25 protein-coding genes are annotated in these 25,288 nt (G+C 55.9%); 18 read left to right on the top strand and 7 right to left on the bottom strand.

The window, feature by feature from the left end; translation table 11 throughout:
• The first annotated feature begins 1 nt into the window (after position 1).
• From surE to lpxL, 7 genes are all read left to right on the top strand, one after another.
• A complete protein-coding gene (gene surE / locus LG301_RS12150; protein ID WP_404471417.1) occupies positions 2-748 on the top strand; it encodes a 5'/3'-nucleotidase SurE in 747 nt (248 codons plus the stop codon).
• Complete coding sequence (locus tag LG301_RS12145; protein ID WP_404471416.1) at positions 735-1,412, top strand: protein-L-isoaspartate(D-aspartate) O-methyltransferase; 678 nt, start codon at positions 735-737, stop codon at positions 1,410-1,412. The genes surE and LG301_RS12145 overlap by 14 nt, the downstream gene beginning before the upstream one ends.
• Positions 1,409-2,404 (top strand): DUF368 domain-containing protein, encoded by a 996-nt coding sequence (locus LG301_RS12140; RefSeq protein WP_404471415.1) that lies wholly within the window; start codon positions 1,409-1,411, stop codon positions 2,402-2,404. The genes LG301_RS12145 and LG301_RS12140 overlap by 4 nt, the downstream gene beginning before the upstream one ends.
• A 7-nt stretch (positions 2,405-2,411) precedes the next feature.
• Positions 2,412-3,476 carry a peptidoglycan DD-metalloendopeptidase family protein gene (locus LG301_RS12135; RefSeq protein WP_404471413.1) on the top strand — a complete coding sequence of 355 codons (1,065 nt, stop codon included), beginning with the start codon at positions 2,412-2,414 and terminating at the stop codon, positions 3,474-3,476.
• A gap of 221 nt (positions 3,477-3,697) precedes the next feature.
• Positions 3,698-4,672, top strand: coding sequence for an RNA polymerase sigma factor RpoS (gene rpoS, locus LG301_RS12130; RefSeq protein WP_263067774.1), 975 nt, complete (start codon positions 3,698-3,700; stop codon positions 4,670-4,672).
• A gap of 133 nt (positions 4,673-4,805) precedes the next feature.
• Positions 4,806-5,906: an alanine racemase gene (alr, locus tag LG301_RS12125; RefSeq protein ID WP_404475253.1), complete on the top strand. Its 1,101-nt coding sequence runs from the start codon at positions 4,806-4,808 to the stop codon at positions 5,904-5,906.
• 12 nt (positions 5,907-5,918) lie between these two features.
• Positions 5,919-6,833, top strand: a complete 915-nt coding sequence (gene lpxL / locus LG301_RS12120) for an LpxL/LpxP family Kdo(2)-lipid IV(A) lauroyl/palmitoleoyl acyltransferase (protein ID WP_404471412.1) — start codon at positions 5,919-5,921, stop codon at positions 6,831-6,833.
• Between the two features lie 140 nt (positions 6,834-6,973).
• Here the strand turns inward: lpxL and speD are convergent, their stop codons facing one another.
• From speD to LG301_RS12100, 4 genes are all read right to left on the bottom strand, one after another.
• Positions 6,974-7,768 (bottom strand): adenosylmethionine decarboxylase, encoded by a 795-nt coding sequence (gene speD, locus LG301_RS12115; protein WP_263067778.1) that lies wholly within the window; start codon positions 7,766-7,768, stop codon positions 6,974-6,976.
• Between the two features lie 213 nt (positions 7,769-7,981).
• Positions 7,982-8,401, bottom strand: a complete 420-nt coding sequence (locus LG301_RS12110; RefSeq protein WP_404471411.1) for an OsmC family protein — start codon at positions 8,399-8,401, stop codon at positions 7,982-7,984.
• A gap of 71 nt (positions 8,402-8,472) precedes the next feature.
• Entirely contained in the window at positions 8,473-9,144 is a 672-nt protein-coding gene (murU, locus tag LG301_RS12105) for an N-acetylmuramate alpha-1-phosphate uridylyltransferase MurU (protein WP_404471410.1), read from the bottom strand.
• Complete coding sequence (locus tag LG301_RS12100) at positions 9,141-10,151, bottom strand: aminoglycoside phosphotransferase family protein (RefSeq protein WP_404471409.1); 1,011 nt, start codon at positions 10,149-10,151, stop codon at positions 9,141-9,143. Before LG301_RS12100 ends, murU begins: the two co-directional genes overlap by 4 nt.
• Before the next feature lie 70 nt (positions 10,152-10,221).
• Between LG301_RS12100 and LG301_RS12095 the strand changes: the two genes are divergently transcribed.
• From LG301_RS12095 to LG301_RS12065, 7 genes are all read left to right on the top strand, one after another.
• Positions 10,222-12,669 (top strand): LPS-assembly protein LptD, encoded by a 2,448-nt coding sequence (locus tag LG301_RS12095; RefSeq protein ID WP_404471408.1) that lies wholly within the window; start codon positions 10,222-10,224, stop codon positions 12,667-12,669.
• Between the two features lie 35 nt (positions 12,670-12,704).
• On the top strand, positions 12,705-13,742 hold the full coding sequence (locus LG301_RS12090; RefSeq protein ID WP_404471407.1) for a peptidylprolyl isomerase: 1,038 nt from the start codon (positions 12,705-12,707) through the stop codon (positions 13,740-13,742).
• Entirely contained in the window at positions 13,742-14,806 is a 1,065-nt protein-coding gene (gene pdxA, locus LG301_RS12085; RefSeq protein WP_404471406.1) for a 4-hydroxythreonine-4-phosphate dehydrogenase PdxA, read from the top strand. The genes LG301_RS12090 and pdxA overlap by 1 nt, the downstream gene beginning before the upstream one ends.
• 96 nt (positions 14,807-14,902) lie before the next feature.
• Positions 14,903-15,730: a 16S rRNA (adenine(1518)-N(6)/adenine(1519)-N(6))-dimethyltransferase RsmA gene (rsmA, locus tag LG301_RS12080; RefSeq protein ID WP_404471404.1), complete on the top strand. Its 828-nt coding sequence runs from the start codon at positions 14,903-14,905 to the stop codon at positions 15,728-15,730.
• Positions 15,727-16,104 carry a Co2+/Mg2+ efflux protein ApaG gene (gene apaG, locus LG301_RS12075; protein WP_404471403.1) on the top strand — a complete coding sequence of 126 codons (378 nt, stop codon included), beginning with the start codon at positions 15,727-15,729 and terminating at the stop codon, positions 16,102-16,104. Before rsmA ends, apaG begins: the two co-directional genes overlap by 4 nt.
• A 23-nt stretch (positions 16,105-16,127) precedes the next feature.
• On the top strand, positions 16,128-16,940 hold the full coding sequence (locus tag LG301_RS12070) for a symmetrical bis(5'-nucleosyl)-tetraphosphatase (RefSeq protein ID WP_404471402.1): 813 nt from the start codon (positions 16,128-16,130) through the stop codon (positions 16,938-16,940).
• 1 nt (position 16,941) lies between these two features.
• The gene (locus LG301_RS12065) at positions 16,942-18,057 is read left to right on the top strand and encodes a polynucleotide adenylyltransferase (protein ID WP_404471401.1); all 1,116 of its coding nucleotides are present in this window, start codon (positions 16,942-16,944) and stop codon (positions 18,055-18,057) included.
• A 9-nt stretch (positions 18,058-18,066) separates the two neighbouring features.
• Here LG301_RS12065 and folK read toward each other — a convergent pair whose 3' ends face one another.
• Positions 18,067-18,612: a 2-amino-4-hydroxy-6-hydroxymethyldihydropteridine diphosphokinase gene (folK, locus tag LG301_RS12060; protein WP_404471400.1), complete on the bottom strand. Its 546-nt coding sequence runs from the start codon at positions 18,610-18,612 to the stop codon at positions 18,067-18,069.
• Positions 18,609-18,989: a dihydroneopterin aldolase gene (gene folB / locus LG301_RS12055; protein ID WP_404475251.1), complete on the bottom strand. Its 381-nt coding sequence runs from the start codon at positions 18,987-18,989 to the stop codon at positions 18,609-18,611. Before folB ends, folK begins: the two co-directional genes overlap by 4 nt.
• 117 nt (positions 18,990-19,106) lie before the next feature.
• Here folB and plsY point away from each other — a divergent pair, with 117 nt between their 5' ends.
• Positions 19,107-19,676, top strand: a complete 570-nt coding sequence (gene plsY, locus LG301_RS12050; protein ID WP_404471399.1) for a glycerol-3-phosphate 1-O-acyltransferase PlsY — start codon at positions 19,107-19,109, stop codon at positions 19,674-19,676.
• Here the strand turns inward: plsY and tsaD are convergent.
• Entirely contained in the window at positions 19,660-20,718 is a 1,059-nt protein-coding gene (gene tsaD, locus LG301_RS12045; protein WP_404471398.1) for a tRNA (adenosine(37)-N6)-threonylcarbamoyltransferase complex transferase subunit TsaD, read from the bottom strand. The genes plsY and tsaD overlap by 17 nt on opposite strands.
• A 209-nt stretch (positions 20,719-20,927) precedes the next feature.
• Here tsaD and rpsU point away from each other — a divergent pair, with 209 nt between their 5' ends.
• The 3 genes from rpsU to rpoD all read left to right on the top strand — a co-directional run bounded on the left by rpsU (position 20,928) and on the right by rpoD (position 25,271).
• On the top strand, positions 20,928-21,143 hold the full coding sequence (gene rpsU / locus LG301_RS12040; RefSeq protein ID WP_008956349.1) for a 30S ribosomal protein S21: 216 nt from the start codon (positions 20,928-20,930) through the stop codon (positions 21,141-21,143).
• Between the two features lie 187 nt (positions 21,144-21,330).
• The gene (dnaG, locus tag LG301_RS12035) at positions 21,331-23,190 is read left to right on the top strand and encodes a DNA primase (protein WP_404471397.1); all 1,860 of its coding nucleotides are present in this window, start codon (positions 21,331-21,333) and stop codon (positions 23,188-23,190) included.
• A gap of 224 nt (positions 23,191-23,414) precedes the next feature.
• Complete coding sequence (rpoD, locus tag LG301_RS12030; protein ID WP_404471396.1) at positions 23,415-25,271, top strand: RNA polymerase sigma factor RpoD; 1,857 nt, start codon at positions 23,415-23,417, stop codon at positions 25,269-25,271.
• The last annotated feature ends 17 nt before the right edge of the window (positions 25,272-25,288 follow it).

The raw sequence follows: 25,288 nt of genomic DNA, 5'->3' as shown, positions 1-25,288 counted from the left end.
GATGCGGCGACTGCTGCTTTCCAATGATGATGGTGTCCATGCGCCGGGGTTACGAGCACTGCATGATGCATTAGCGGCCCATGCCAACCTGCGCGTGGTGGCCCCCGACCGCGACCGCAGCGGCGCCAGTAACTCGCTTACGCTGTCACGGCCACTCTCATTAACCGCCTTAGATAACGGCTTTTACAGTGTCGATGGCACGCCAGCGGACTGCGTCTACCTAGGTGTTAACGGCGTTTGGAATGAGAAGCCTGACCTAGTGGTGTCGGGGATTAACCACGGAAGTAATCTGGGCGACGACGTGCTCTATTCCGGCACCGTAGCGGCGGCGATGGAGGGGCGTAATTTAGGCATGACAGCCATTGCCATGTCGCTATGTGGCGAGCGCCACTTTGCCACTGCGGCCAAAGTGGCGGCCAGTTTGATTGGCGCCGCTGAGCAGTTATCGCTGCCGCCGCGTACGCTGTTAAATGTGAATGTGCCTGACGTGCCGTGGGACGAGATCAAAGGCGTTAAAGTGACGCGTTTGGGCTATCGTGGGCCAGCAGAAAAGCCTGTGCCGCTCAAAGACCCCCGAGGGCGTACTCGCTACTGGATCGCGCCGGTGGCGGCGAACGCTGATGACGGAGAAGACACCGACTTTGCAGCAATTGAAGCGGGGTATGTATCGATTACTCCTCTTCAAACCGACTTAACGCGCCACCCCGCGCGCAGCGATGTGCAGGATTGGTTGGATGCCTTTGCCTGAATTATCACTCGGCGAGCTGCGCGGGCGGGGCATGACCTCGCAGAGAACCCGCGACCGCATGGTTGAGCGTCTTGTTCAACAGGGAATCCGTGATACGCGTGTCTTGGATGTTATGGCCAGCGAGCCTAGGCACCTGTTTGTCGATGAAGCGCTCGCTCACCGCGCCTACGAAGATACCGCGCTGCCCATTGGGTTTGGTCAGACGCTCTCGCAGCCGCTGACCGTGGCACGAATGACAGAGCTAGTGCTTCGCGCGCAGCCGCGCCGCGTATTGGAAGTGGGCACTGGCTCTGGTTACCAAGCGCTTATTTTGTCGCGGTTAGTGGATTCGCTTTACTCCATCGAGCGTATTTATGCCCTGCACGAGCGTGCTGCAGAGCGGCTATGGCGGCTAGACGCTGAGGCAACGCTTGCGGTATCTGATGGTGGCGATGGCTGGCCGTCGGCAGCACCGTTTGACGTTATTTTATTAACCGCCTGCGCCCAGTCGCTTCCAGAAGTGCTGCTTGAGCAGCTGAGCCGCGACGGAATGTTAATTGCCCCGTTAGAAGAACCGGATGGCAGCCAGTGGCTTACCCAAGTGAAACGCATTGGTGGCGCCTTTGAAAAGCGGCGGCTTGAACCCGTTCGCTTTGTACCCCTTTTGCAAGGAGTGGTGGATTGAAGCGGCGATTTTTAGGTCTATTTTTTAAAGGCGCTGGAATGGGCGCTGCTGACGCGGTGCCCGGTGTTTCAGGCGGCACTATTGCTTTTGTTACCGGTATTTATGAAGAACTGATCAATACGATTAAGCAGTTTGGCCCTAGTGCGCTAGTTGTTTGGCGACGCCAAGGCGTAGCGGGCTTAAGCCAGCACTTGAACCTCACATTTTTGGTTCCGCTTCTTTCAGGGGTCGCGGTAAGCCTGTTTAGCGTGGCTCATTTAGCGCTCTGGCTCATGGAAGCCTACCCACTGCTGCTGGATGGCTTCTTTTTTGGCTTAGTAGCGGCCTCAGCACTTGTGGTTGGCAAAGCGGGGCAGGGCTGGAAAATCTGGTACTTGTTGCCGTTAGCGGTTGGCTTACTGTTAGCGCAAGCCCTACCCGCAATGATGCCGTTGGTTCTGTTGGTCGGCAATGAATCGCTGGTGGTCATGCTGGCTGGTGCCATTGCGATCAGTGCCATGCTGCTGCCCGGCGTTTCTGGTAGCTTTTTATTGCTCACGATGGGACTCTACGGCACCATCATGGGCGCTATCCGCAGTTTCGATATAGTCATCATCGTCCTGTTTGGCGCGGGCTGTATCGTGGGGCTGGCGCTTTTTTCCCGGCTGCTTTCGTGGCTGCTGAGCCGCCACCACGGCTCCACCTTGCAGCTGTTGTTAGGCTTTATTATCGGTTCATTACCTGTGCTTTGGCCTTGGAGAGAACTGGTACGCTACCAAATTGGCCCTGAAGGGCAAATGATTCCGCTCGCTCACCGCTATTTATTGCCGAGTGACTACGCAGTGCTGACCGGGGCTTCAGCACAGCTTTTAGGCGTGGTGGCGCTGATGTCCGTTGGTGCGCTCTTGGTGGTATTACTTAATCGCCGTGCAGCGGATCACGGCGTAACATGTGAAAAGAGCGCTGCTGAGCACCATTTAACAGATAACGCACGCGGCGTTGAAAAGGAGTAGGGTTTGCATGCGTAAGGTTTTCATGATGTCTGTGTTGGCGCTGGCTATTAGTGGCTGTGCAAACCAACACCAAAATACCCCTCAAGTACGTGATTTAAGCGACGCACGCCGCGCGGTCGACAGCTCGCCGCAATACACCGTGAAGGCGGGAGACACGCTTTACGGTATCGCGTGGGAGCATAATCTTGATTATCGTCAGCTGGCTGCGCTTAACAACATCCCGGCGCCTTATCAAATTCATCCAGGGCAAACCATTGCGTTGCGTGAAGGGGCAGGCGTTGCCGCTAACCAATCAGGTGCTGCCGCTAGTCGGCCAGCCTCCGGCGCTGTAGCAACGGGGCTGAGGCCGCAAGCGACCGCTGTTGCCACCAATGATCAAAATATGGACTGGTTATTGCCTGATGAAAGCGCTATTGAGCGCAATCAGCGTATAACCGCAGAGCGTTCAGCGGTAGAGGCCGCCGAGCAAGTCGCTCAGGGTGAAGCGCCTAGCCGCGCCACCGGAGAAGAGGCACCAAGCGTTGAAGCCTCCCAGCCCGCCGCGCAAAAGCAAGTGTCAGCTCAGGAACCGGTACCTGAACCTACGCCCGCTGAACCTGAGCCTACGCGTGAACCTGAACCTGAACCCGAAACTGCGGTCGAACAGCCTGCTCAAACTGCACAAACCGATCGCTCTTCGCGTACCTTCACACCCGTTGAGGATATCAACTGGCGCTGGCCAACCGATGGCGAGGTAACCGGTGAGTTTGGCCAGGGTGGTGCGATTACTGCCGGGATTGATATCGCCGGGCAAAAGGGGCAACCTGTTAGAGCGGCCGGTCCGGGGATTATTGTTTATGCAGGCAGTGGTGTGCGTGGCTATGGCAACTTGATTTTGCTGAAGCATAACGATCAATACCTTAGCGCTTACGCCCACAACGACAGCATAAACGTCAAAGAGAATGATGTGGTCGAGGCAGGTGAGGTGATCGCCACGATGGGGGATAGCGATGCCGATAGCGTTAAACTTCACTTCGAAGTACGTCGCGATGGGCAGCCTCAAGATCCGCTGAACTATTTACCGTCTCGCTAACCAGGGATTTGGTTCGTTAATGACGAATCAGTTCCGTTAACGGTCAACCCGCTGTATAAACAGGAGTGCCGTAAAAATAGCAGATGCTAGGCGATTGCGCCTACTGGTAAAACCTGAATAGTCGAATCAGGCGTCATATAACAACAACGGTGAACGCGTACAGGGAGTACAACCACTTTCACTTTACATGGCGGGAAGGCGTAACAACGGGGGATAAGACTATGAGTATGCTGGAGAAGGATCTGCAGGAGATTGACCTAAACGCGGTGGAAGAGGCGGTGGACGAACCTGATGATGATATTACCGCAGAGGAGGAAGCCTTCGAGAAAGCATTAGGCCGCGAAGACCGTCAATCGACTCAAAGCTTGGATGCAACGCAAATTTACCTCAATGAAATCGGCTTTTCGCCGCTGTTGACGCCTGAGGAAGAGGTTTATTACGGCCGTTTAGCACGCAAAGGCGATGCACTTGGCCGTTCTCGGATGATTGAGTCCAACCTACGGCTGGTGGTGAAGATTGCCAGGCGCTACCTTAACCGCGGTTTGACGCTGTTGGATCTGATTGAAGAGGGTAATCTAGGGCTTATCCGTGCGGTTGAAAAATTTGATCCCGAGCGGGGCTTTCGTTTTTCAACCTACGCGACCTGGTGGATTCGCCAAACCATAGAGCGCGCCTTAATGAACCAAACGCGCACCATTCGTTTGCCAATTCACGTCGTCAAAGAGTTAAACATCTACCTGCGTGCAGCGCGGGAGTTGACCCAAAAGCTGGATCACGAAGCCACCGCAGAAGAGATTGCGGACCATCTTGATAAACCAGTGGAAACCGTCAAGAAAATGCTGGGCCTCAATGAGCGTGTCTCCTCGGTAGACTACCCCATGGGGGGAGAGAGCGATAAGCCCTTAATTGATACGCTGGCCGATGATGATGTGCAGGGGCCAGAGGGGCGACTAGTTGACGGCGATGTGCGTGAACACGTTGACCATTGGCTTGATGAGTTAAGTGAAAAGCAGCGTGAAGTCGTCGTGCGTCGTTTCGGCCTACGAGGTCATGAAGCCGCAACGTTAGAAGAGGTAGGCGCAGAAATAGGCCTAACCCGCGAGCGAGTTCGTCAAATTCAGGTAGAGGCTCTGAAGAAACTTCGTCGCTCGCTTGAAAAGCAGGGTTTATCCCTTGCATCAATTTTCGAGAGCTGACGCCTAACACTTGATAGGATCATGCTGGCGAAGAACAGTACAACATAGCGCACCGAGTCCATCACTCGGTGCGCTATTTTTAGGCCCAGCCTGTTGATTAATACTAATTGAATAACGGTAAGTGAGAAACGTGATGCGCCCGCTAGTGGCCCATATTGATTTAGACGCTCTGCGTCATAATTACCGGCTGGCGTGCCACTGCGCACCGCAAAGTCGTTCGGTAGCGGTAATTAAAGCTGACGCCTATGGCCATGGTGCGCTTATGTGTGCCCGCGCCCTGGAAGCCGATGTGCCTGCTTTTGCTGTGGCCAGCATCGAAGAGGCGCTTAGCCTGCGTTCAGGCGGTATCACAAAGCCAATTATTCTCTTAGAGGGAATTTTTAGTGCCGATGAGCTGGCGCTGGTTGACCAGCATGGGTTTTGGGTTAGCGTGCACAGTGAGTGGCAGGTCGCCGCATTGCTGGCCTTTTCACCTCGCCAGCCTATCCCGGTGTGGCTCAAGGTCGACTCAGGAATGCATCGGTTAGGCTTCTCACCAGAAGAAGCGCCAGCGGTGTGGCAGCGCTTGGTCAACGCGCCGCAGGTAACCGCCTTGCATTTAATGAGCCACTTTGCGACGGCAGACGCCCGTGAAGGTAGCTATTTCAACCAGCAGATGGCGATCTTAAAAAAGCTGGCCGAGCTGTTGAACGCTCCTCTTTGTTTGGCCAATTCGCCTGCCACGCTTGCTTGGCCCACCGCTCACGGTGACTGGAACCGCCCAGGCATAATGCTCTACGGCAGCGATCCGTTGGAAGATGCAAATGCAATTACCCAGCAGCTACGCCCAGTTATGTCGTTGCGCTCGGAAATTATTGCTCTGCGTGAATTGGCAGTAGGTGAGCAGGTGGGCTACGGTGGCCGATGGCGTGCCGAGCGGCCGTCGACAATCGCGGTGGTGGCCGCAGGCTATGGCGACGGCTATGACCGACACGCGGTAGATGGCACTCCGGTGCTGGTCAACGGTAAGCGCTGTGCTATCGCCGGCAAGGTCTCAATGGATATGTTAACGGTTGATGTGACCGAGATTCCCGATGCCGCGATTGGTAGTGAAGTGGTGCTGTGGGGGGCATCCCGAGAGGGCGAAATACTATCGGTTGATGAAGTAGCTCAGTATTGCGATACGATCAGCTATACCCTGCTAACCGGAGTATTGCCCAGAGTCCCGCGCCGCTACCAGGGACTCTGCGTTTAAACGGTTATATGTATGTCAAAAAAGTCATACCCTCGGTCATTTGTTCACCCTCGCTACTGGCTTACCTGGTTAGCCATTGGCTCAATGTACATTGTGGCCTGGCTCCCCTGGTCATTGAAGCTAGGCATCGGGAAAGCCCTTGGCTTATTGGCGTGGCGCTTTGTTAAAAGGCGTCGGCAGATTACAGCCACGAACATTGCTCTCTGTTTTCCAGAAAAAAACGCCGAGCAGCAGCGACAGCTGGTTAAAGAAACCTTTATTGCCAACGGAATTGGCTTGGTGGAAACCGCTACGGGGTGGTGCCGACACCCGGAAAGCCTGCGCCATCGCGTCGCGTACAATGGGCAGGAGCACCTCATCCGCGCAAAGGCACAGGGTAGAGGGGTGCTGGTGATCGGCATTCACTTCTCAACGCTGGATTTAGGCGGTGCCTTACAAACGCTGTTTACGCCGGCTGATGTCGTTTATCGACCGCACAATAATCCTCTATTCGAACGGTTTATGACCCGTGCGCGTTCCCGTCTGTTTGGGCAGGCGATTGATCGCCACGATCTGCGCGGCGTCATACGACGGATTAAGGCGGGACATACTGTCTGGTATTCACCGGATCAAGATTTTGGCCGCGATGTCAGCGTCTTTGCACCGCTCTTTGGCCAGCAGGCAGCCACTATTCGCCTAACCGGCAAAATTGCCCGTATGACGGGGGCTCCTGTAGTGCCTATCATGTTTCATCGCAATCCTGATAACCGCAGCTATACGATTGAGTGCCTGCCCGCATTTGATAATTTTCCAAGTGGGGACGACGTGGCCGATGCTACCCGGGTTAATGAATTTATTGAACGTGCTATTCGCAAACATCCAGAGCAGTACTTGTGGCTTCACCGGCGGTTTAAAACGCGCCCGGAAGGAGAGATGGGTTTTTACTAAGTCATTGGTTTAGCTATGATAATAAGTGAGACTGCTTCGTCGCCGCGACATAAGAGAGCAGGCCTCGAAGCGACTTTAACTTTTTGTTATGTCATAAAAAAAGCCAGCGAAAGCTGGCTTTTAGTGTTTCGGGACGGCGCTTAGTCTAAGTTGCGAGAGTAGAAAATCTCCAGCATCTCTTTTCGCAGGCGGCTTTCGATGTCCCGCGCTTCTTCAAAGGTGATGTCGCGGCGTGAGGTGCCAAACAGGTAGTTATCCAGTTCGAAATCTTTCAGCAGCATCTTGGTGTGGAACATGTTTTCTTGATACACGTTCACATCAATCATCTGGTAAGCCTGCTTGGTGTCTTCTGCCAAGTAGTCTTGGATGGAGGTGATGTCGTGATCAATAAACAGCTTTTTACCGTCCACATCGCGGGTAAAACCGCGTACGCGATAATCCATGGTGACGATATCGGAATCAAAGCTGTGGATCAGGTAGTTCAGCGCTTTAAGCGGGCTGATATGGCCGCAGGTAGAGACGTCGATATCCAAACGGAAGGTGCTGATGCCGTTATCTGGATGTGACTCGGGGTAGCTATGTACCGTGACGTGGCTTTTATCCAGGTGAGCGACAACGGTTTCGGGCAGCGGGCCAGGGCCAGGCTCGGTTTGCTCAAGGCTCGGCTCATCCAGCTCGTGTTCAGCGATAAGGATGGTGACGCTGGCCCCGTGCGGCTCATAATCTTGACGCGAAATATTCAGCACGTGCGCGCCGATAATGTTCGTGACGTCTTTAAGAATCTGCGTCAAACGTTCGGCGTTGTAAAGCTCATCGATATAGTCGATATAAGCCGCACGCTGCTCCTCGGTTTTGGCGTAACAGATGTCGTAAATATTAAAGCTCAACGAGCTAGTCAGGTTGTTAAACCCGTGGAGTCGGAGATTATCTGACACGTCCGAACCTCCCTATGGCAGATGAAGACACCCCGACGAGCCAGCGCCGGAACCGATAAATACTTGTCACCGTGCTTGTCAGATGGCGCTTATAAGCACGTGCTACGCAGTAGGGATAAAAACAAGCGGGCGTATTATGCCCGCCCATAGCGTGGGATGCATCCAACCACGCCACTTTTTTTGATATTGGGTGGGTGTTGCGCTGAACGCCGTTCAAGCTTCGATGATCTCGAACGAGTGGGTAATTTCAACACCCCCTTTCACGAGCATAATCGACGCGCTGCAATATTTTTCAGCGGAAAGCTCAACGGCGCGCTGTACCTGCTTCTCTTTCAAACTGCGCCCGGTCACCAAAAAGTGAACGTGAATTTTGGTGAACACGGAGGGCACGTCGTCAGCGCGCTCTGCCTCAAGCTCGGCCACACAGTCGGTGACATCCGCCCGGGCTTTGTCGAGGATATTGAGAACATCAAACGCCGTGCAGCTGCCCATGCCCATCAGCAGCATTTCCATGGGGCGCGGGCCTGTGTTTCGACCGCCAAGGTTAGGCGGGCCGTCGACTACAACGCTGTGCCCACTGCCTGATTCCGCGACAAACTGGCGACCATCTGTCCATTTTACCCGTGCTTTCACGTTGCTCTCCTCATCTTGGCGACGAAAGGTAAGTCGCGCAGCATAACATTTCTATCGCGTGGCGCACTGCCTCATCGCTTCTCAACCTGCAACAAGTGGTGCTCAAGGCGTGTTAGTCGTTCTGGGGTTCCGACATCGACCCAGTGGCCTGTAAAGTGCTCGCCGCTTACTCGCCCATTTACCATCGCCTGCTTGAGCAGCGGCGCCAGGGCAAATGCACCCGCTGGCTCGCCTGCCAGCAGCATGGGGTGTAGCAGGCTAATGCCAGCGAAGGTTAGGCGTGGCGAACCGTCAGGCGTAACACGGCCATGGTTAAGGGCAAAATCGCCCGATAAGTGGTGGGCAGGGTTATCTACCAAGACCAAATGTGCGAGATCATCGTTTGCGAGAGCGACGTGGGTGGGTAGGTAATCGCACCAGACGTCGCCATTAATGAGCAAAAACGGCGCGTCGCCAAGCAGCGGCAGCGCCTTTTGGATACCTCCGCCGGTTTCTAGCGGGGTGGTTTCATGGCTCCAGTGGATGCGCAGCTGATACGCTGAGCCATCGCCCAGCGCTGCGATGATTTGTTCACTGCGGTAGCTCACGTTAATCACTACCTCGGTCACACCTGCGCGATTTAAGCGCTCCAAATGATGAACGATTAACGGTTTGCCCGCCACAGGTAGCAGCGGTTTAGGGCAGTGGTCGGTTAATGGGCGCATCCGTTTACCTAGTCCGGCGGCGAGAATCATTGCCTTCATGTGGTGCTTTCCGCAAGACGTTGGATAATCGCGGGGCGAAGCGTTGCGCTTACCCACTGGCTAACGTCGTCATGTTGCTCAAGTGCCGCTAAGCTATCTTCCAGGTGATCTAAAAAGTGGGGCAGGCGTGCTAAATACCCCTGTTTTTGGTCACGCAGCGTCAGTCTGCAGAAAATCCCCAGCACCTTTAACGAGCGCTGAGCGGCCATGGCGTGGCATTGGGCGATAAACGTTGCTTCGTTGGTTTGGCGGGATAGCCGGCCGTCTTTGCGAGCATCTTCGTAAAAACGCCGCGCAAACTGGTTAAACTGTTCGTTAGAAAAGCGGCAGTAGCGCCCTCGGAGTAGCGAGATAACGTCGTAGCTGATGGGGCCTGCGACGGCGTCTTGAAAGTCGATCATATATAGCTTTTGATCTAGCACCATAATATTCATCGCATCAAAATCGCGGTGCACGCTCACCACAGGCTGATCAAGAGCCTGCTCGATTAATGCCGTACGCAGGGTTTTCCAGCTGTCGGGCGCAGGCAAACCAAGCCACTTATCCAAGCACCACGTGGGAAAGAGGTCGAGTTCACGCCCAAGTAGTGCCGCGTCATAGGCGGGTAGTGACTGTGGATTGGCACGGTTTTGCAGCTGGGCTATTAAGTCGAGCGCTTGGTGGTGGCTTTTTTGCGTACTCTGCTCATCGGTGAAAGCATCTTGTAACGGCTGGTTGCCTAAGTCATCAAGCAGTAAAAAGCCGCTATCTAAATTGGCTGCGTGAATCGTAGGTACGGGCAGCCCTGCGGCATGCCAACGTTGGCCTATGGCCACAAAAGGCGCAGAATCCTCTTGGGCGGGGGGGGCATCCATCACTATCTGGGTGCTGCTGTCGGGTAACGTTAGCCTAAAATAGCGCCGGAAACTGGCGTCGCCACCGGCGGGTTCAAGCGTAATGTCGGCCACGTCTAGGCCATTTTGTGTCGCGGCCCACTGAGTGAGGGCGTCGATCCTGGAAGAGGACATGCAAGCTCCTTGCTGGTCGGGCATCATGCGGCCTGTATAATACCGGTTCTGGATGCCAAGGATAACGAACATGGGCAAGCGATTTTCGCGCACCGCTCCGGTCGCGCACACGCTGTTGGGCAGTTTGCTCGCGGGCGCCTCCTTTTCAGCGGTGGCCCAAAGCCAGCCGCTACCCGCTGAGGCGCTTGATTGGCAGCCCTATGGGCAGGATGAGGCGTCACAACAAGTGTGTCGTGGGCGTTATGTAATGCCCGGCTACCGTTTGCCGGCGGAGCAGAACCCTGAAACGCTCTCGGTTGAAACCCAAGAGGCAGACTACGCGGCAGACGGCGAAGCGCTGCTGCGGGGCGATGTGGTACTGCGGCGAGGCAATACGGAGCTGACGGCTGAACAAGTTTATTTACCTGCTGACCGTCAACAGGTCGAGGTTCAAGGCAATTTAGCCCTCCGCGATGGCCAAGCGCTGCTGCGGGGCGACCACGCGACGCTGATGCTTAACGAAGACCGTGCTTCGTTAAGCAATAGCCATTACGTCCTCTATGAACAGCATCTGCGCGGGCAAGCCAGCCAGCTTGAGCAAACCGGTGAAGAGCAGTATCGCTTACGTAACGCCACATTTACCGCCTGTGACCCGGGAGCTAACAGCTGGCAGTTAGTGGGCAGTGATATCAAGTTAGACCGGGCCGAGGGTTTTGGCACCGCCCGCCATGCGCGTTTAGAAGTAAAAGATGTGCCGATATTTTATTGGCCCTGGCTGCGCTTTCCCATTGATGATCGACGTCATACCGGTTTGCTTTCACCTTCCGTGGGCTTCTCTAGTGAAGGGTTAGACTATACCCAGCCGTTTTACTGGAATATCGCGCCCAACCAAGACGCGACCATCACCCCGCGCTGGATGTCGGATCATGGTTTACTGCTTAACGGTGAGTACCGCTATTTGCTTGCCAGAAGCCAGGGAATTGTCGAGGGCGGCTTTTTAAGTAACGACGGGGGAAGTAGCACGGGCAATAACCGCTTTGAGGGTGAAGATCGCTGGTATATCGATACGTATCATGCCGGGCGAGTTAATGAGCGCAGTGGTTACAACTTACGCTATGGCGCTGCCAGCGATGGCCGCTACTTTGATGACTTTGGCGGCGAATTTGGCAACAGCGAGCGAGTGAGCATGGAGCGGCTGGCCCAGGTCGACTATCGCGGCGAGCGGTGGCAGCTGGATGCCCGCGCCCAGGGCTTCCAGCGTTTAGAAGATCCACTGAGCGATAGTGACAAACCCTTTTACCGGTTGCCTAGCGTAACGGCCAATGCCGACTGGCAGTTTGGTAACGGGTTTTATAGCCAGTGGCGCTCTAACGCGACCTATTTCTGGCGGGATGTAGATGAGCGGCAAGTGCCTGAGCGTGAGGCGGTTATTGGCACACGTTTGCACCTAACGCCCGCCTTTGGCTGGCGAGCAGAGCAGCCGTGGGGGTATATCGAACCGCGTACCGAACTATGGCAAACCGCCTACGCGCTTGATTACGGTCAGCGTGCCACTGACCGCGAGACATCGCCGAGCCGCAGTATTGCGATTACCTCCATCGATAGCGGTTTGGTCTTCGATCGAGAACTTGAGCTGGGCGGGCGCGATTATCGCCAAACGCTGGAGCCGCGTCTTAACTACGCCTATGTGCCGCGCACCAGCCAAACCCAACTGCCTGACTTTGATAGCCGAGAGCGGGTCTTTTCCTGGGATCAGCTATGGTCACCGCGTCGCTTTTCGGGAACCGATCGGGTCGGGGATCTAAACCGCGTCTCTGTGGGTGTGCAGTCGCGATTGCTTGAGGACAGCTCCGGGCGTGATCGACTGTCCTTCGGGGTCGGCCAGAGCCTCTATTTTTCTGAGCGTCGCATCGATAGCGAAGGTGACCCCGACACGCTGCCAGCGAGGCCGGAAGACGACCCTAGCGTTAACCCTCAGCGCCGTTATCAGGCCACGCGAGATCGCTCGCCGTTGGTTACCCGGCTGGATTGGCAGGTTAATGATCGCTGGAGCACCGGCTACGAATGGCTGTTTGATGACCACCGTGATCAGACCGAACGCTCAAGCGTTGACTTACGCTACCGCCATCCAGAGGGGCATGTGGTGAACCTTGGCTACCGCTGGGAGATCGAAGGGTTCGATCCCGGTGTTGTGCCTGGGGATGACGGCTTTCGCAACTACAACCGCGAAGAGTGGGATCTCTCATTTGCCTGGAAAGCCAGCCCTCGGATAGATTTGATAGGCCGTTACCTCTACGATCAAACCAATGACCGCCCGCTGGAGCAGTTAGCGGGGCTGCAGTGGAACGACTGCTGCTACGGTGTGCAATTGGTGTGGCGTGAGTGGGTAGACGATAACGACACCGCCCGAGTGAATGATGATTTCAACGATCGTGGACTTTTTTTACGCTTTGTGTTCCGTGGCTTGGGTGGCGTTGGACAGGATGCGGACAGCTACTTTGAGCGGGCGATCCCTGGCTATCGCCCAACCCCCCTTTAATGATCTCCTTACTTTGCGAGCGAAAGAGACTTTATATGACGATCAGAAACACCCTGCTAACCCGTGTCGTAACAAAACGGGCAAAACAGCTCTCTGCGGGTAGCATGATGGCCCTCTGCCTGGGAGCTAGCGCAGCGCTTGTGCCGTTTACCCTGCATGCGCAGAACTTCGAGTCCACGCAGCGTCAGACGCTTGATAGCGTCGTGGCTGTGGTGAACGAAGGGGTTATTATGCGCAGCGAGCTTGATGACCGTATCCAGCAGGTTGAGCAGCAGGCAGAGGCGCAGGGGGGTAACCTACCGCCCCGTTCTCAGCTGGCGCAACAGGTGCTTGAGCGTATGGTGATGGACGAAATTCAGCTGCAGATGGCGCGCCAGGCAAATTTGAGCGTTGATGATACCGAACTCAATCGCCAGCTGCGCACGATTGCAGAATCCAACGGCATGTCACTGGATGAGTTTGCTGATGCCGTGGAAGCCGATGGCATGAGTTTGGCGGACGTGCGTGAAGATATTCGTCGTGAAATGCTCATGCGCCAAGTTCAGCAGCGGCGCATTAGCCAGCGCGTTTCCGTCAGCGAACGCGATGTTGAGCGTTTTCTGAGTCAGCAAGGCACGCAGCAAGGACAGTCTTTCATCGAAGAGACCCAAGCTCGCCATGTGCTTGTCGAGCTAACGCCAACGCGTGATGAGAATCAAGCGCGCGCAAGGGCCGAGCAAGCGCGTCAACGATTGCAGCAAGGCGACGATTTTGCAGCGGTTGCCCGAGAGTTTAGCGACGACCGAGGCAGTGCTATGAACGGTGGCGAGCTGGGGTGGGTGCGCCCAGGCCAAACAGTACCTGCCTTTGAAGAGGCCATGGGCTCACTTGATCCCAATCAACTCTCTGAGCCAGTGCGCTCACAGTTTGGCTACCACATTATTGAGGTGTTGGAGCGTCGTCGCCAGGATGTCACTGACGAGAGCCGTCGCGAGCAGGTTCGCCAAGCGATTTTCCAGCGCCGGGCAAACGAAGAGTTACAGGTTTGGCAGCGTGAAATCCGCGAGCAGGCCTTTGTGGATATTCGTCTTTAATGCTGGGACAAACAGGCTCTGGCCAACCGCGCTTACCGCTGCTAATTACCACGGGCGAGCCAGCAGGCATTGGCCCTGAGCTAACCCTAATGCTCGCGGCGCAGGGTCGGTTGCCCAACGGCACGCTTGCCGTGGGTGACCCTGAGATGCTGCGCCAACGGGCGGCTATGTTGGCGCTAGAGGTCGAGGTTGTAGAGGCTTACCCTGGCCAGGGCCTTGCTTCATCGGCGGGACGCTTAGCCGTGCTACCCGTTGGATTGCAAGAGCCTGCTACCCCGGGCGTGTTGAACCCTGCCAACGCACGCTACGTGCTAAATACCCTGCAGGCCGCCGTGGATGCTTGCCAGCAAGGCCAAGCAGCAGCGATGGTAACGGCGCCACTGCATAAAGGGGTCATTATTGAAGGAGGCTTTGAAAGCTTCACTGGCCACACTGAGTGGCTCCGCGACGCCTGCGGTGTCGATGAAGTCGTTATGTTATTGGCGACCGATGCCGCTCTGCATGCTAAGGCCGAGAGCTGGCAAGGCAGCAGCGACCTGCGGGTGGCGCTGGTTACAACGCACCTGCCGCTGCGTGATGTAGCCGATGCGATTACCTATGAGCGGATTCTTCGTATTTGCCGCCTGCTGGCGAAAGACCTTAAGGATCAGTTTGGGATCGCGGCACCGCGTATTGCGGTATGTGGTTTAAATCCCCATGCCGGGGAGGATGGTCACCTAGGCCGCGAAGAGCTGGACATTATTACGCCAGCACTGGATGCGCTGCGTGCTGACGGCATGGACATTCAAGGGCCTCTTCCCGCCGATACGCTGTTTACGCCACGGCACTTAGCAGGCGTAGATGCGGTATTGGCGATGTATCATGACCAGGGGCTTGCAGTGCTAAAATATGCAGGCTTTGGGCAGGCCGCTAATATCACCCTTGGGCTGCCGCTGGTACGCACCTCAGTTGACCATGGCACGGCGCTGGATCTCGCCGGGCGTGGCGTTGCCGACCCCAGTAGCCTTGCGGTTGCGCTAACGCTGGCACGACGCCTTGCTGACCAGCGCCAGTTGGCGACTTAATAACGTTAGCCATACCGCTTGTGTGTTCACTCAGTTCATGCGCACAGCCCCATTACATCCCCTTCACGAACTATCACTTCCAAGGATCACTGTTAGATGTCTCACGTGCCCCAGCAGCACCGCGCTCGTAAACGCTTTGGTCAGAACTTTCTTCGCGATCTTGGCATTATCTCGCGTATCGTCCGCTCGATTGGGCCTCGCGAAGGCGATCGTCTCGTTGAAATTGGCCCTGGCCAAGGGGCGCTTACCGCCCCGTTGCTGGAGGCGACCGGCAAGCTGGAAGTCATTGAGCTAGATCGCGACCTGATACCCGGGCTGCGGGTGCAGTTTTTTAACTACCCCGGTTTTGTGATCCACGAAGGCGACGCGCTAAAGTTTGATTTTGCCGCCCTGAAAGGTGATGGCCCTGCGCTGCGGGTCGTGGGGAATCTGCCCTACAACATCTCAACCCCTTTAATTGTGCACCTGCTGACCATGGGCACTGCCATTGCCGATATGCACTTTATGCTGCAAAAAGAGGTTGTGGAACGCTTGGCGGCGGAACCGGGTAGCACCGACTGGGGTCGCCTATCGGTGATGGCCCAGTATTACTGTCACGTGGATCAGCTGTTTATCGTGCCCCCGGAGGCCTTTGTTCCCCGCCCGAAAGTGGATTCGGCCATCGTTAGGCTGACACCTCACGACAATCTGCCTCACGTAGCCGATGACCCGGCGCTGCTGTTCGAGCTGGTGAAGCTTGCTTTTGGCCAGCGGCGTAAAACGCTGCGCAATAATTTGAAAGGCCGTGTGAGTGCCGCGACCTTAGAGGCGCTGGGGATTGATCCTGCTCGCCGCCCGCAAACGTTGAGTGTGGCCGAGTATGTTGCCATCGCCAATCAAGTGGCGGTTGATGAAGCAAACAGCCAGGGGGAGGGAGACGCGTGAGCGACCTAGCCATTGAGGTCAGCGTAGCCCCCGAGTACCGTCTGGCTGAGTCAAGCGATGCTGAATCGCGCTATGTCTTCAGCTATACCGTGACGGTGCATAATCAAAGCCCCCACAGCGTGCAGCTAATGGCGCGCTACTGGAAAATTACCCAGGGCAGTGGCGATAGCCAGGAAGTGCGTGGGAAAGGCGTTGTCGGGCAGCAGCCGTTGATTGGCCCAGGCCAGCGCTTTCGGTACACCAGTCGGGCTATTCTGCAGACGCCCGTAGGAGTCATGGAAGGTGCCTACACAATGCTCAATACCTATACCCAGCGCGCTTTTGACGTGCCTGTTGCGCCTTTTCGGCTCGCGGTGCCGCGTCAGCTTCATTGATTATCTGCTAGAGAGTGACGCCTATGAGCACGTATGTGATTGGCGATCTACACGGCTGCCATGCCGAGTTTGTCAGCCTGCTTGAGCGGCTTAACTTTAATCCGGTCAAAGATGCGCTCTGGCTGGTAGGGGATGTCATCAACCGAGGCCCCGGCTCGCTTGCTTGTTTACGCGAGGCAAAAGCGCTGGGCAGCAGGTGCGTACTGGGTAACCACGATTTCCATCTGCTGGTAGTGGCCCGCGGGGGCGGCACGTTAAAAAAACGCGATACCCTGAGTGATATTCTCTCCGCACCAGATCGGGAAGGTCTACTGGATTGGCTGCAAAGCCAACCCCTAGCTATTTATGAAGACAATACGCTGATGACGCATGCCGGCGTACTGCCCACCTGGAGCGCCCAGCAAACGTTATCACTGAGCCAAGAGGTGCAGGCAGTGCTGATGGGGGAGAATTCGGGGACATTCTTAACCCAATTATTTGGCAACCAGCCGGACCGCTTTCATAACGCATTAGACGGTGTTGAACGCCTGCGCTGTATCGTCAATGTGTTAACTCGCATGCGCTTTATTGATGACCAGGGGCGGCTAGACTTTGCTGCAAAAGAGGGGCTGGATAGCGCCCCCGAAGGCTTTTACCCCTGGTTTCAGTACCCAAGAAATGATGCGCTGCAGCTGCTCTTTGGGCACTGGGCAGCGCTGGAAGGACGCACGCCGGGCTCAAAAGTGAATGCCATTGCTACCGATACGGGGTGTGTTTGGGGTGGTTCACTGACCGCGCTCAACCTCGACACCGGCGAGCGAACAAGTGTGCCAAGCCAGCAACTGAGAGGCCGCTAACGTGTTTAAGGAAGACCCCAGAGTAAAAGGGCTTGAGGTCTATCGGGTGGGTGGCGCCGTGCGCGATGAGCTGCTGGGCTGGCCGGTTTACGATAACGATTGGGTGGTGGTCGGCGCGACGCCCGACATGATGCGTAAGCGGGGGTTCAAGCCCGTTGGCCGTGACTTCCCTGTATTCCTGCACCCAGAGACATCAGAGGAGTATGCGTTAGCCCGCACCGAGCGCAAGTCAGGGCACGGCTATGGCGGTTTTGAGGTGCACGCGAGTCCAGAGGTCACCTTGGAAGAGGATTTGCTGCGTCGAGATTTAACCATCAATGCCATTGCTCAACGAGCCGACGGGGAACTCACCGATCCGTTTCATGGCCAGCAAGATATTGAAAATCGTTTGCTACGCCATGTGTCGCCAGCATTTAGTGAAGACCCGTTGCGGGTGCTACGTACCGCACGTTTCCTGGCCCGCTATGCCAAACTGGGATTCACCATCGCCGCCGAAACGCTCAACCTGATGCAGCAGGTGAGTCATAGCGGTGAGCTTGAACACTTGGCAGCGGAGCGGGTGTGGGTCGAAACCGAAAAAGCACTGGCTGAGCCAAGCCCCGATATCTATTTCACAACGCTACAACGCTGTGGCGCATTGACCGTTTGGTGGCCAGAGTTAAACGACCCTTTGTTGGCAGGTTTAACACGACTGATGCAAGCGCCAGAACAGACGCGTTTGCCCTTGGCCCATTGGCGCTACGCACTGCTTGTCTCGGTGCTGGATGACGTGCAGCGCGATGCCCTCGCTCAGCGGCTTCGCTTGCCTAACGCCGTGGCCCAACTTGCTCGCCACGTGACGCTTAGCTTTAACCTGATGGCGGCACCGCTGACGGATGATCGCGTGCTGCACTGGCTAGAGCGTTTAGATGGGTGGCGCAAGCCCGAGCAGGTTGAGGCGCAGCTACAGCTGATTCGTCAGGTTAACAGCGAACACGAGGCGCCGCTGTTTCGCGCTTGGAAGAGCGCTAGGGCGGTTAATCCCCAGGCACTGGTAAGCGAGGGCTTGCGTGGCGGCGAGCTGGGTGAGGCGCTGCGTGCTAGGCGGCAGGAGGCGGTCGCCGAGGCCCTTGTTTAACGCTAGCAGTTACCTTGCCTGGGCGGCTTGGGGCTGAGGGTCTGCTTGCGAAACCCAGCGGCCGCGCCAGTAAAAATCTACTGCCCAAAGGCGCTGTTTGCCCATCTTAAAACGCTCCCACAGGATGGCGTAGGACGTTGAGCAGCTGGGATGGCGCTGTGTAGGAAGCAGCTCGGCTAGTGGCTGCAGTACAAACGCGTTTTGAGTGATTTCAGCGCGGGGCAGGGGGATGCCGTCTACCATGCCGCTGGCATCGCCCACCGTAAGCAGGTCAATATCCAGCGCTCTGGGGCTGCACTTGGTCATTTCGGGTGTGCGCCCATGGGCTATTTCAAGCTGTTTGGCCCACGCTTGTAGCTCGCCCGCTGACCAGTCGCTATAAAAGGCAACCACGGCATTATAAAAATTACGGCTATCTTTAAAGCCTACTGGTTCGCTTTCAAAGATACGCGATATTTGTAAATGGCCGAACGTGTCCTCAAGAGCATCGAGACAAAGGCGGATATGTTTGTCGGGGCAAATATTGCTGCCTAAACTGACGGTCACCAAGCTCATGGATGCGTCGCCTCGATGGCCTCCGGCAATTGGCCGCGGATAATCTCAAGCCCTACGCTGGAAGCCTGGGGCACAGCACCTGGCTTACGCAGGGTGAGCCGTAACCAGCTAATCGAAAACTCGCTGCGTAAACACGCCGCGAGGCGCTCAGCAAACGTTTCCACCAGTGCGAACTGGTGCTCATTGGCGAACTGCTGGATTCGTTGACAAATAGCGGCATAATCAAGCGTGAGGCGTAAATCGTCTGTGGCCGCCGCAGGTCGGATATCCGTTGCTAGCGATAAATCTAAGCTTAGCGATTGCGCTATCGTGCGCTCCCAGTCGTACACACCGATGACGGTGTCTACTGTGAGTCCTTCGATCAAAATACGATCCACAGGCATTCCCCTCATGGCAACAAGCGGGCGATTGTACTTGAGGATGGCACCAAACGACAGTAAGGCAATAGACAAGGTGCCGGGGGAGTATTCCGTCACGCTAAACGTGAGCAGATCATGGTCTTGATAGTGCTAGGTTACTTAAGCGGTAGCTGGCTGGCGGCACTTAGCGTGTGTCGCCTGGCTGGCGTGGCAGATCCGCGGTTGAACGGTTCCTGTAACCCTGGATTTTCCAACGTGCTACGCCTGTATGGCCCGCGTTTGGCAGCCGCGACGCTGTTATTGGATGCATTAAAAGCAGTGCCCGCTGTGTTGGCTGCCAAGCTGCTTGCGCTGCCGGTCTGGTTGCAGGGAGCGGTAGGGTTGGCGGTACTGCTGGGGCATAGCTACCCGCTGTGGCATAAGTTTCGTGGCGGTAAAGCGGTGGCGAGTGCGTTTGGCGTGCTGTTGGTGCTCGTGCCCAGCGTTGCACTGCTGAGTGCCCTGTGCTGGGCGTTACTCGCATGGCGGCTACGCACCGCTGCTGCAGCATCGGTGGTGAGTGCCGTGATTGCGCCCATAGCCTGTTTTTGGTTAGCCCCTGATTACGTCAGCGTGGTGGGCGGGTTCAGCCTATTGGTGTTGGCCCGCCACTGGTTAAATATTCGCCGCTTGCGTCAAGGTGAAGAGCCTAATCTGCGTGGCTAAGAGAAGGTGGCGACAACGTGTCGAGCGGCCAACGAGGCGTTGCTTGCATTATCCCGCTCTTATCGCGCTCGCCTGCCGCTAATCGCTGAGCGCCCACATAAGCAATCATAGCGCCATTGTCGGTACAAAAACGACCTCGCGGGTAGTAAGCCCGGGCGTTCCGTTTTTCAGTTTCCAGCGCCAACCTTTCCCGCAACCGAGTATTCGCGCTCACCCCGCCGGCCATCACGATGCGTTTTAGGCCCGTTTGATCCAGCGCACGGCGGCACTTAATGACCAGCGTATCGACAACGGCTTCTTCAAAGGCGCGTGCCACATCGGCTTTTGCTTGTGCATCTAGCTCGCCTGCCGCTTCTAGCTGGCGAATAGCGGTGAGGGTGTGAGTTTTTAACCCGGAAAAGCTGAAGTCCAGGCCCGGACGGTCGGTCATGGGGCGGGGAAAGCGGAACCGTTTAGGGTTGCCCTTTTCGGCAAGTTTGGCCACCAGAGGGCCGCCTGGGTAGGCAAGGCCCAGCATTTTAGCGGCTTTATCAAACGCTTCGCCTGCGGCATCGTCCACGGACTCGCCTAGTAGCTGATAGCGGCCTAAGCCCTGTACTTCAACAAGCTGCGTATGCCCGCCGGAAACGAGCAGCGCCACAAAGGGGAACTCGGGCGCGTCATCCTCAAGCATGGGGGCGAGTAGATGGCCTTCCATATGGTGAACGCCGAGCACGGGGATATTGAGCGCGCGTGCCATGCCATGGGCAGTGCTAGCGCCTACCATCAGAGCGCCTACCAAGCCAGGGCCTGCGGTATAGGCTATGCCATCTAAGTCCTGCCGAGTGAGCTTAGCGTCGTGGAGTACCTGCTCAATGAGTGGCAAAAGCTTGCGCGTATGGTCGCGGGAGGCAAGTTCGGGGACGACGCCGCCGTACTCTGCGTGCATGGCAATTTGGCTATATAGCGCGTCGGCCATCAAACCGCTGCCGCCCGTTTGTGCGGCGTCATAAATCGCGACGCCTGTTTCGTCGCAAGACGTTTCAATGCCTAATACGCGCATAATAATGGCACCCGTTAAAATAGTCGTTGAAGTAATCGGAGTAAGATCGCCGAAAAAGCGTCAGTAATCGTTAAACGGCGTAGTCTAGCATTTGCAAAGATAGTCAACCACGACTAGACTACTGTGCGCTGTAAAACTGGGTCGCATACCGCATGTTGCAGTATGCGTACTATCCGAACTCAAGACTCCTTAAGGTAGGTGAGTGCTTAATGCCTTCTGTAAAAGTACGTGATAACGAGCCGTTTGACGTCGCCCTGCGTCGCTTCAAGCGTTCTTGCGAAAAAGCCGGTGTTCTCTCTGAAGTACGCCGTCGCGAGCACTATGAGAAGCCGACTGCTGAGCGTAAGCGCAAAGCGGCAGCTGCCGTAAAACGTCACGCTAAGAAAGTCCAGCGTGAACAAAAGCGTTTCGAACGGCTCTATTGATCCGTACCTGGGGATAGCCAGCGCTGTTAGCCGGTTATCTCAAGAGGGATGCCAAGCGGCCGCCACTAGGTGGCCGTTTGTTTTTCGTTGTTGGTCGTATGTTTTGCGTTGTTTAAGGTGATCGGGCGCGCTGCCTGATGACGTTAAACTCGCTTGTAAGCGCTTCGCGCGAGGATGCCCGCAGTTCATGGCAGGCCAGATCCCACAGCGTTTTATTGACGACTTGCTTGGCCGCGTCGATGTGGTTGAGGTCGTTGGCGAGCGCGTGCAGCTTAAGAAAGCGGGCCGAAACTACGCTGGTTTGTGCCCCTTTCACCAGGAAAAATCGCCGTCATTTACCGTTAGTGCTGACAAGCAGTTTTATCACTGCTTTGGCTGTGGCGCCCACGGCAATGCGCTGCGTTTTTTAATGGAGTACGACAAGCTGCCGTTTCCAGAAGCGGTAGAGCAGTTGGCCGGCAGGCTAGGTATCGAGGTGCCAAGAGAGGGTGCTGATGACCCCCGCGCCCAGCAGCGTGAGAAAAAGCGCAAAGAGGGCGTCAACCTGCTTGAAGTGGCCGCTAGTTTCTACCGCGAGCGGCTAAAAATGCAGGAGGGGCAGAGCGCCCAACGCTATTTGCAGTCGCGCGGCTTATCGCCTGAAGTCGTTAGCACTTACGGCATCGGCTACGCGCCGGGGGGCTGGGAAGCGTTAAAACAGCACCTAAGCGATAAAGGTATCGGCGAGCCTGTCCAGGTGGAGTATGGCCTGCTGATTCATCGCGAAGATACCGGGCGTACCTACGACCGCTTTCGCGACCGGGTGATGTTTCCGATACGCGATCTGCGTGGCCGAACGATTGCTTTTGGCGGCCGGGTAATGGGCGATGAGCAGCCTAAGTATCTCAACTCGCCAGAAACGCCTGTTTTTCATAAAGGGCGCGAACTTTACGGCCTTTATGAAGCGCGGCAAGCGTCCAGCAAGCTGGAGCAGTTGGTGATTGTCGAGGGTTATATGGATGTAGTGGCTCTCGCCCAATACGACATTCATAACGCCGTCGCGACGCTAGGCACTGCCACCACAGAAGATCATCTTAGCCGCTTATTTCGGTTGGTGAGTCGGGTGGTTTTCTGCTTTGACGGTGACCGCGCAGGTAGGCAGGCCGCGAGCCGTGCACTGGAAACCGCGCTGCCGCAAATGATTGATGGCCGTGAAGCGCGGTTTCTGTTTTTGCCAGAAGGTGACGACCCGGATTCCTTGGTGCGCCGTGAGGGCACCCAGGCATTTCAGGATCGTGTGACCTGTGCCATGCCGCTTTCCGAGTTTCTCTTTGAGCAGGCGGCTCAAGGGCGCGATCTCAATACCGTGGAAGGCCGTGAGCGGTTTGCGACTCATGTACTTGAGGCGTTGAGCAAAATTCCTGAAGGCATGCTGAAGTCACTGCTGCTTGAAGCGCTTGCCAAGCGCAGTGGCCTGGCGCAGGCACAGCTTCAGGAGTTGCTTGCAAAGCGTGCTAGTGCCAAAGGGCGGAACGAGCAGGCGCATTGGGAGCCGGTAGAGATGTCGTCAGCAGCGCCAGTGCATGACGTGCCTGCTGCTAGCCAAGGCCTCGGTGCTCGTTCTCGACGTCAAGGCGCTTCGCAGGTGCTCTCTACGGTGGGGCGGATTGTGCAACTGCTCCTGCATGAGCCAACGCTGGTATCAGCACTGCCGGATACGTTGGATTGGTTGCCTGAGGATGAGGAAACACCGCTGTGTCGAGAGCTGATCGCGCTACTGCGTGCCGGCCGTTATCGAAGCCCTCAAGTGGTGTTAGCCCACTTTCAAGGTAGTCATGAGGGTCAGGTGTTGGCGGCGCTGGCAAAGAGAGAGCTGCTGATACCGAAAGCGGCGCGGGAAGCGGAACTTGAAGGGCTGGTTGCGCATCTGCTGGATAGGCAGCGCAAGCGGTCACCTCAGGAAGAGTATGAAGCGCTGATTAACCTAGAGCGTTCTGGTCAAAAGCTTGATAAGGCTCAAAGGCAGCGTTTAGCAAGCTTGGTAATGGAACTTGCCCAGCGCCATTAGCGGTATTTGAAGTTGAGGGGGGTTGAATTCCTTGGCTTCGGCACCACATAAAGGTCAGTCGCCAAACACTGGCCTAACCGAATAACCTAACACACCTGAAAGATTGCGCAAATACGTTCTGCTGGAAAAAAACCAGCTATTTACGCTATACTAATCGGCTTGTTGAGTTTAAACGATTCAGCGCCCCCAGGTGTTTCATTCTTCTTCGTCGAGATAGGGTTTCTATGGCTGGAAATGCGCAGCAGCAGTCACGTCTGAAGGAGTTGATCGCGCGCGGCAAGGAACAGGGCTACCTGACCTATGCCGAGGTCAACGACCATCTACCCGAGGATATCGCCGACCCGGATCAAGTGGAAGACATCATTGGCATGATCAACGACATGGGTATTAGTGTCGCTGAAGAAGCGCCAGATGAAGACACTTTGATGATGTCGGATCACTCCGCGGACGAGTCCGCTGCGGAAGAGGCCGTTGCGGCCCTCGCCGCCGTGGAAAGCGACGTGGGTCGCACCACTGACCCCGTGCGCATGTACATGCGCGAAATGGGCACGGTTGAGCTTCTAACCCGTGAAGGCGAAATTGAAATCGCCAAGCGAATTGAAGAGGGCACCCGTGAAGTAATGTCAGCCCTGGCGTATTTGCCGGGCGCGGTTACCTCTATCCTTCAAGCCTACGATGCCACCCAGGATGAAGAGGCGCCAGGGCGTTTATCAGACCTGTTCTCTGGCTTTATTGACCCGGATGAAGGTATTCCCGGCGTTGCCGAAGCAGAAGTTCCCGAGCCAGAAGTCACCACTGAGTTAAGTGATGACGACGACATCGAGGGCGATGCCGACGACGAGGATGATGACTCCACCGCGAGCGAGGGTGGCCCTGATCCCGAGGAAGCGAAAGCGCGGTTTGAGCAGATCCGCGAGCAAAATGCCGCCGTTGAAGCAGCACTTGCCAAATATGGCCGTGGCAGTGCTGAGCTCAAGGTTGAGCAGACTCGCTTAGCTGAGCTGTTTTCACCTATCAAACTAGTGCCTAAGCACTTCGAGCGCTTGGTCGGTCAGGTGCGCATCAGCGTTGAGCAGGTGCGTGCGCAAGAAAAAGCGATTATGCAGCTCTGCGTTAAGAAAGCGAAGGTGCCGCGCAAGACGTTTATTAAGTCTTTCCCAGGCAGCGAGTCTGACCGTAAATGGCTAGACGCTTTTCAGGAAGCGCAGCCTAAATATGCTGACCGGCTAGAGCCGCTGCGTGCCGATATTGCCCGCTCTCAGCGCAAGATTGCCTTTGAAGAAGACATGGTGCAGCTCTCGGTGGCTGACCTTAAAGAGGTTAACCGCAAACTATCGATTGGTGAGGCCAAAGCGCGTCGCGCCAAGAAAGAGATGGTTGAGGCGAACCTGCGCTTGGTTATCTCGATTGCTAAGAAATACACCAACCGTGGCCTGCAGTTCCTGGATCTTATCCAGGAAGGCAATATCGGTTTGATGAAAGCGGTCGACAAGTTCGAATACCGTCGCGGTTACAAGTTCTCTACTTATGCGACGTGGTGGATTCGTCAGGCGATTACACGTTCTATCGCGGATCAGGCGCGCACTATTCGTATTCCGGTACACATGATTGAGACGATTAACAAGCTCAATCGCGTATCACGCCAGATGCTTCAGGAAATGGGCCGTGAGCCAACGCCTGAAGAGCTGGGCGAACGCCTGGAAATGCCGGAAGACAAAGTGCGTAAAGTGCTCAAAATTGCCAAAGAGCCGATCTCCATGGAGACGCCGATTGGTGATGACGACGATTCGCACCTGGGCGACTTTATCGAAGATGGCACCATGCTGTTGCCAATCGATATGGCCACCGGTGAGGGCTTGATCGAAGCCACGCGTAACGTGCTGGGCGGTTTGACGGCTCGCGAAGCGAAAGTCCTGCGCATGCGCTTTGGTATTGATATGAATACCGACCATACGCTGGAAGAGGTGGGTAAACAGTTTGACGTTACCCGCGAGCGGATTCGTCAGATTGAAGCAAAAGCGCTGCGTAAGCTGCGCCACCCCAGCCGCTCAGAGCCGCTGCGTTCGTTCTTAGATGAATGAGTAGTCAGTAGCAACAA

Origin of the sequence: Vreelandella venusta (assembly GCF_044809155.1) — a bacterium.
GTDB lineage: Bacteria > Pseudomonadota > Gammaproteobacteria > Pseudomonadales > Halomonadaceae > Vreelandella > Vreelandella venusta_B.
Note: the sequence above shows the minus strand (reverse complement) of the source record. Positions and strands in the feature narration are given on the sequence as shown.

Coding starts and splice junctions, on each gene's coding strand:
- LG301_RS12135 (WP_404471413.1), top strand. CDS start 2,412: ATGCGTAAGGTTTTCATGATGTCTGTGTTGGCGCTGGCTATTAGTGGC.
- rpsU (WP_008956349.1), top strand. CDS start 20,928: ATGCCTTCTGTAAAAGTACGTGATAACGAGCCGTTTGACGTCGCCCTG.
- folK (WP_404471400.1), bottom strand. CDS start 18,612: ATGAGCTTGGTGACCGTCAGTTTAGGCAGCAATATTTGCCCCGACAAA.
- dnaG (WP_404471397.1), top strand. CDS start 21,331: ATGGCAGGCCAGATCCCACAGCGTTTTATTGACGACTTGCTTGGCCGC.
- LG301_RS12100 (WP_404471409.1), bottom strand. CDS start 10,151: ATGTCCTCTTCCAGGATCGACGCCCTCACTCAGTGGGCCGCGACACAA.
- rpoS (WP_263067774.1), top strand. CDS start 3,698: ATGAGTATGCTGGAGAAGGATCTGCAGGAGATTGACCTAAACGCGGTG.
- alr (WP_404475253.1), top strand. CDS start 4,806: ATGCGCCCGCTAGTGGCCCATATTGATTTAGACGCTCTGCGTCATAAT.
- murU (WP_404471410.1), bottom strand. CDS start 9,144: ATGAAGGCAATGATTCTCGCCGCCGGACTAGGTAAACGGATGCGCCCA.
- pdxA (WP_404471406.1), top strand. CDS start 13,742: ATGCTGGGACAAACAGGCTCTGGCCAACCGCGCTTACCGCTGCTAATT.
- rpoD (WP_404471396.1), top strand. CDS start 23,415: ATGGCTGGAAATGCGCAGCAGCAGTCACGTCTGAAGGAGTTGATCGCG.
- lpxL (WP_404471412.1), top strand. CDS start 5,919: ATGTCAAAAAAGTCATACCCTCGGTCATTTGTTCACCCTCGCTACTGG.
- plsY (WP_404471399.1), top strand. CDS start 19,107: ATGGTCTTGATAGTGCTAGGTTACTTAAGCGGTAGCTGGCTGGCGGCA.
- rsmA (WP_404471404.1), top strand. CDS start 14,903: ATGTCTCACGTGCCCCAGCAGCACCGCGCTCGTAAACGCTTTGGTCAG.
- LG301_RS12090 (WP_404471407.1), top strand. CDS start 12,705: ATGACGATCAGAAACACCCTGCTAACCCGTGTCGTAACAAAACGGGCA.
- surE (WP_404471417.1), top strand. CDS start 2: ATGCGGCGACTGCTGCTTTCCAATGATGATGGTGTCCATGCGCCGGGG.
- LG301_RS12145 (WP_404471416.1), top strand. CDS start 735: ATGCCTTTGCCTGAATTATCACTCGGCGAGCTGCGCGGGCGGGGCATG.
- LG301_RS12095 (WP_404471408.1), top strand. CDS start 10,222: ATGGGCAAGCGATTTTCGCGCACCGCTCCGGTCGCGCACACGCTGTTG.
- LG301_RS12070 (WP_404471402.1), top strand. CDS start 16,128: ATGAGCACGTATGTGATTGGCGATCTACACGGCTGCCATGCCGAGTTT.
- tsaD (WP_404471398.1), bottom strand. CDS start 20,718: ATGCGCGTATTAGGCATTGAAACGTCTTGCGACGAAACAGGCGTCGCG.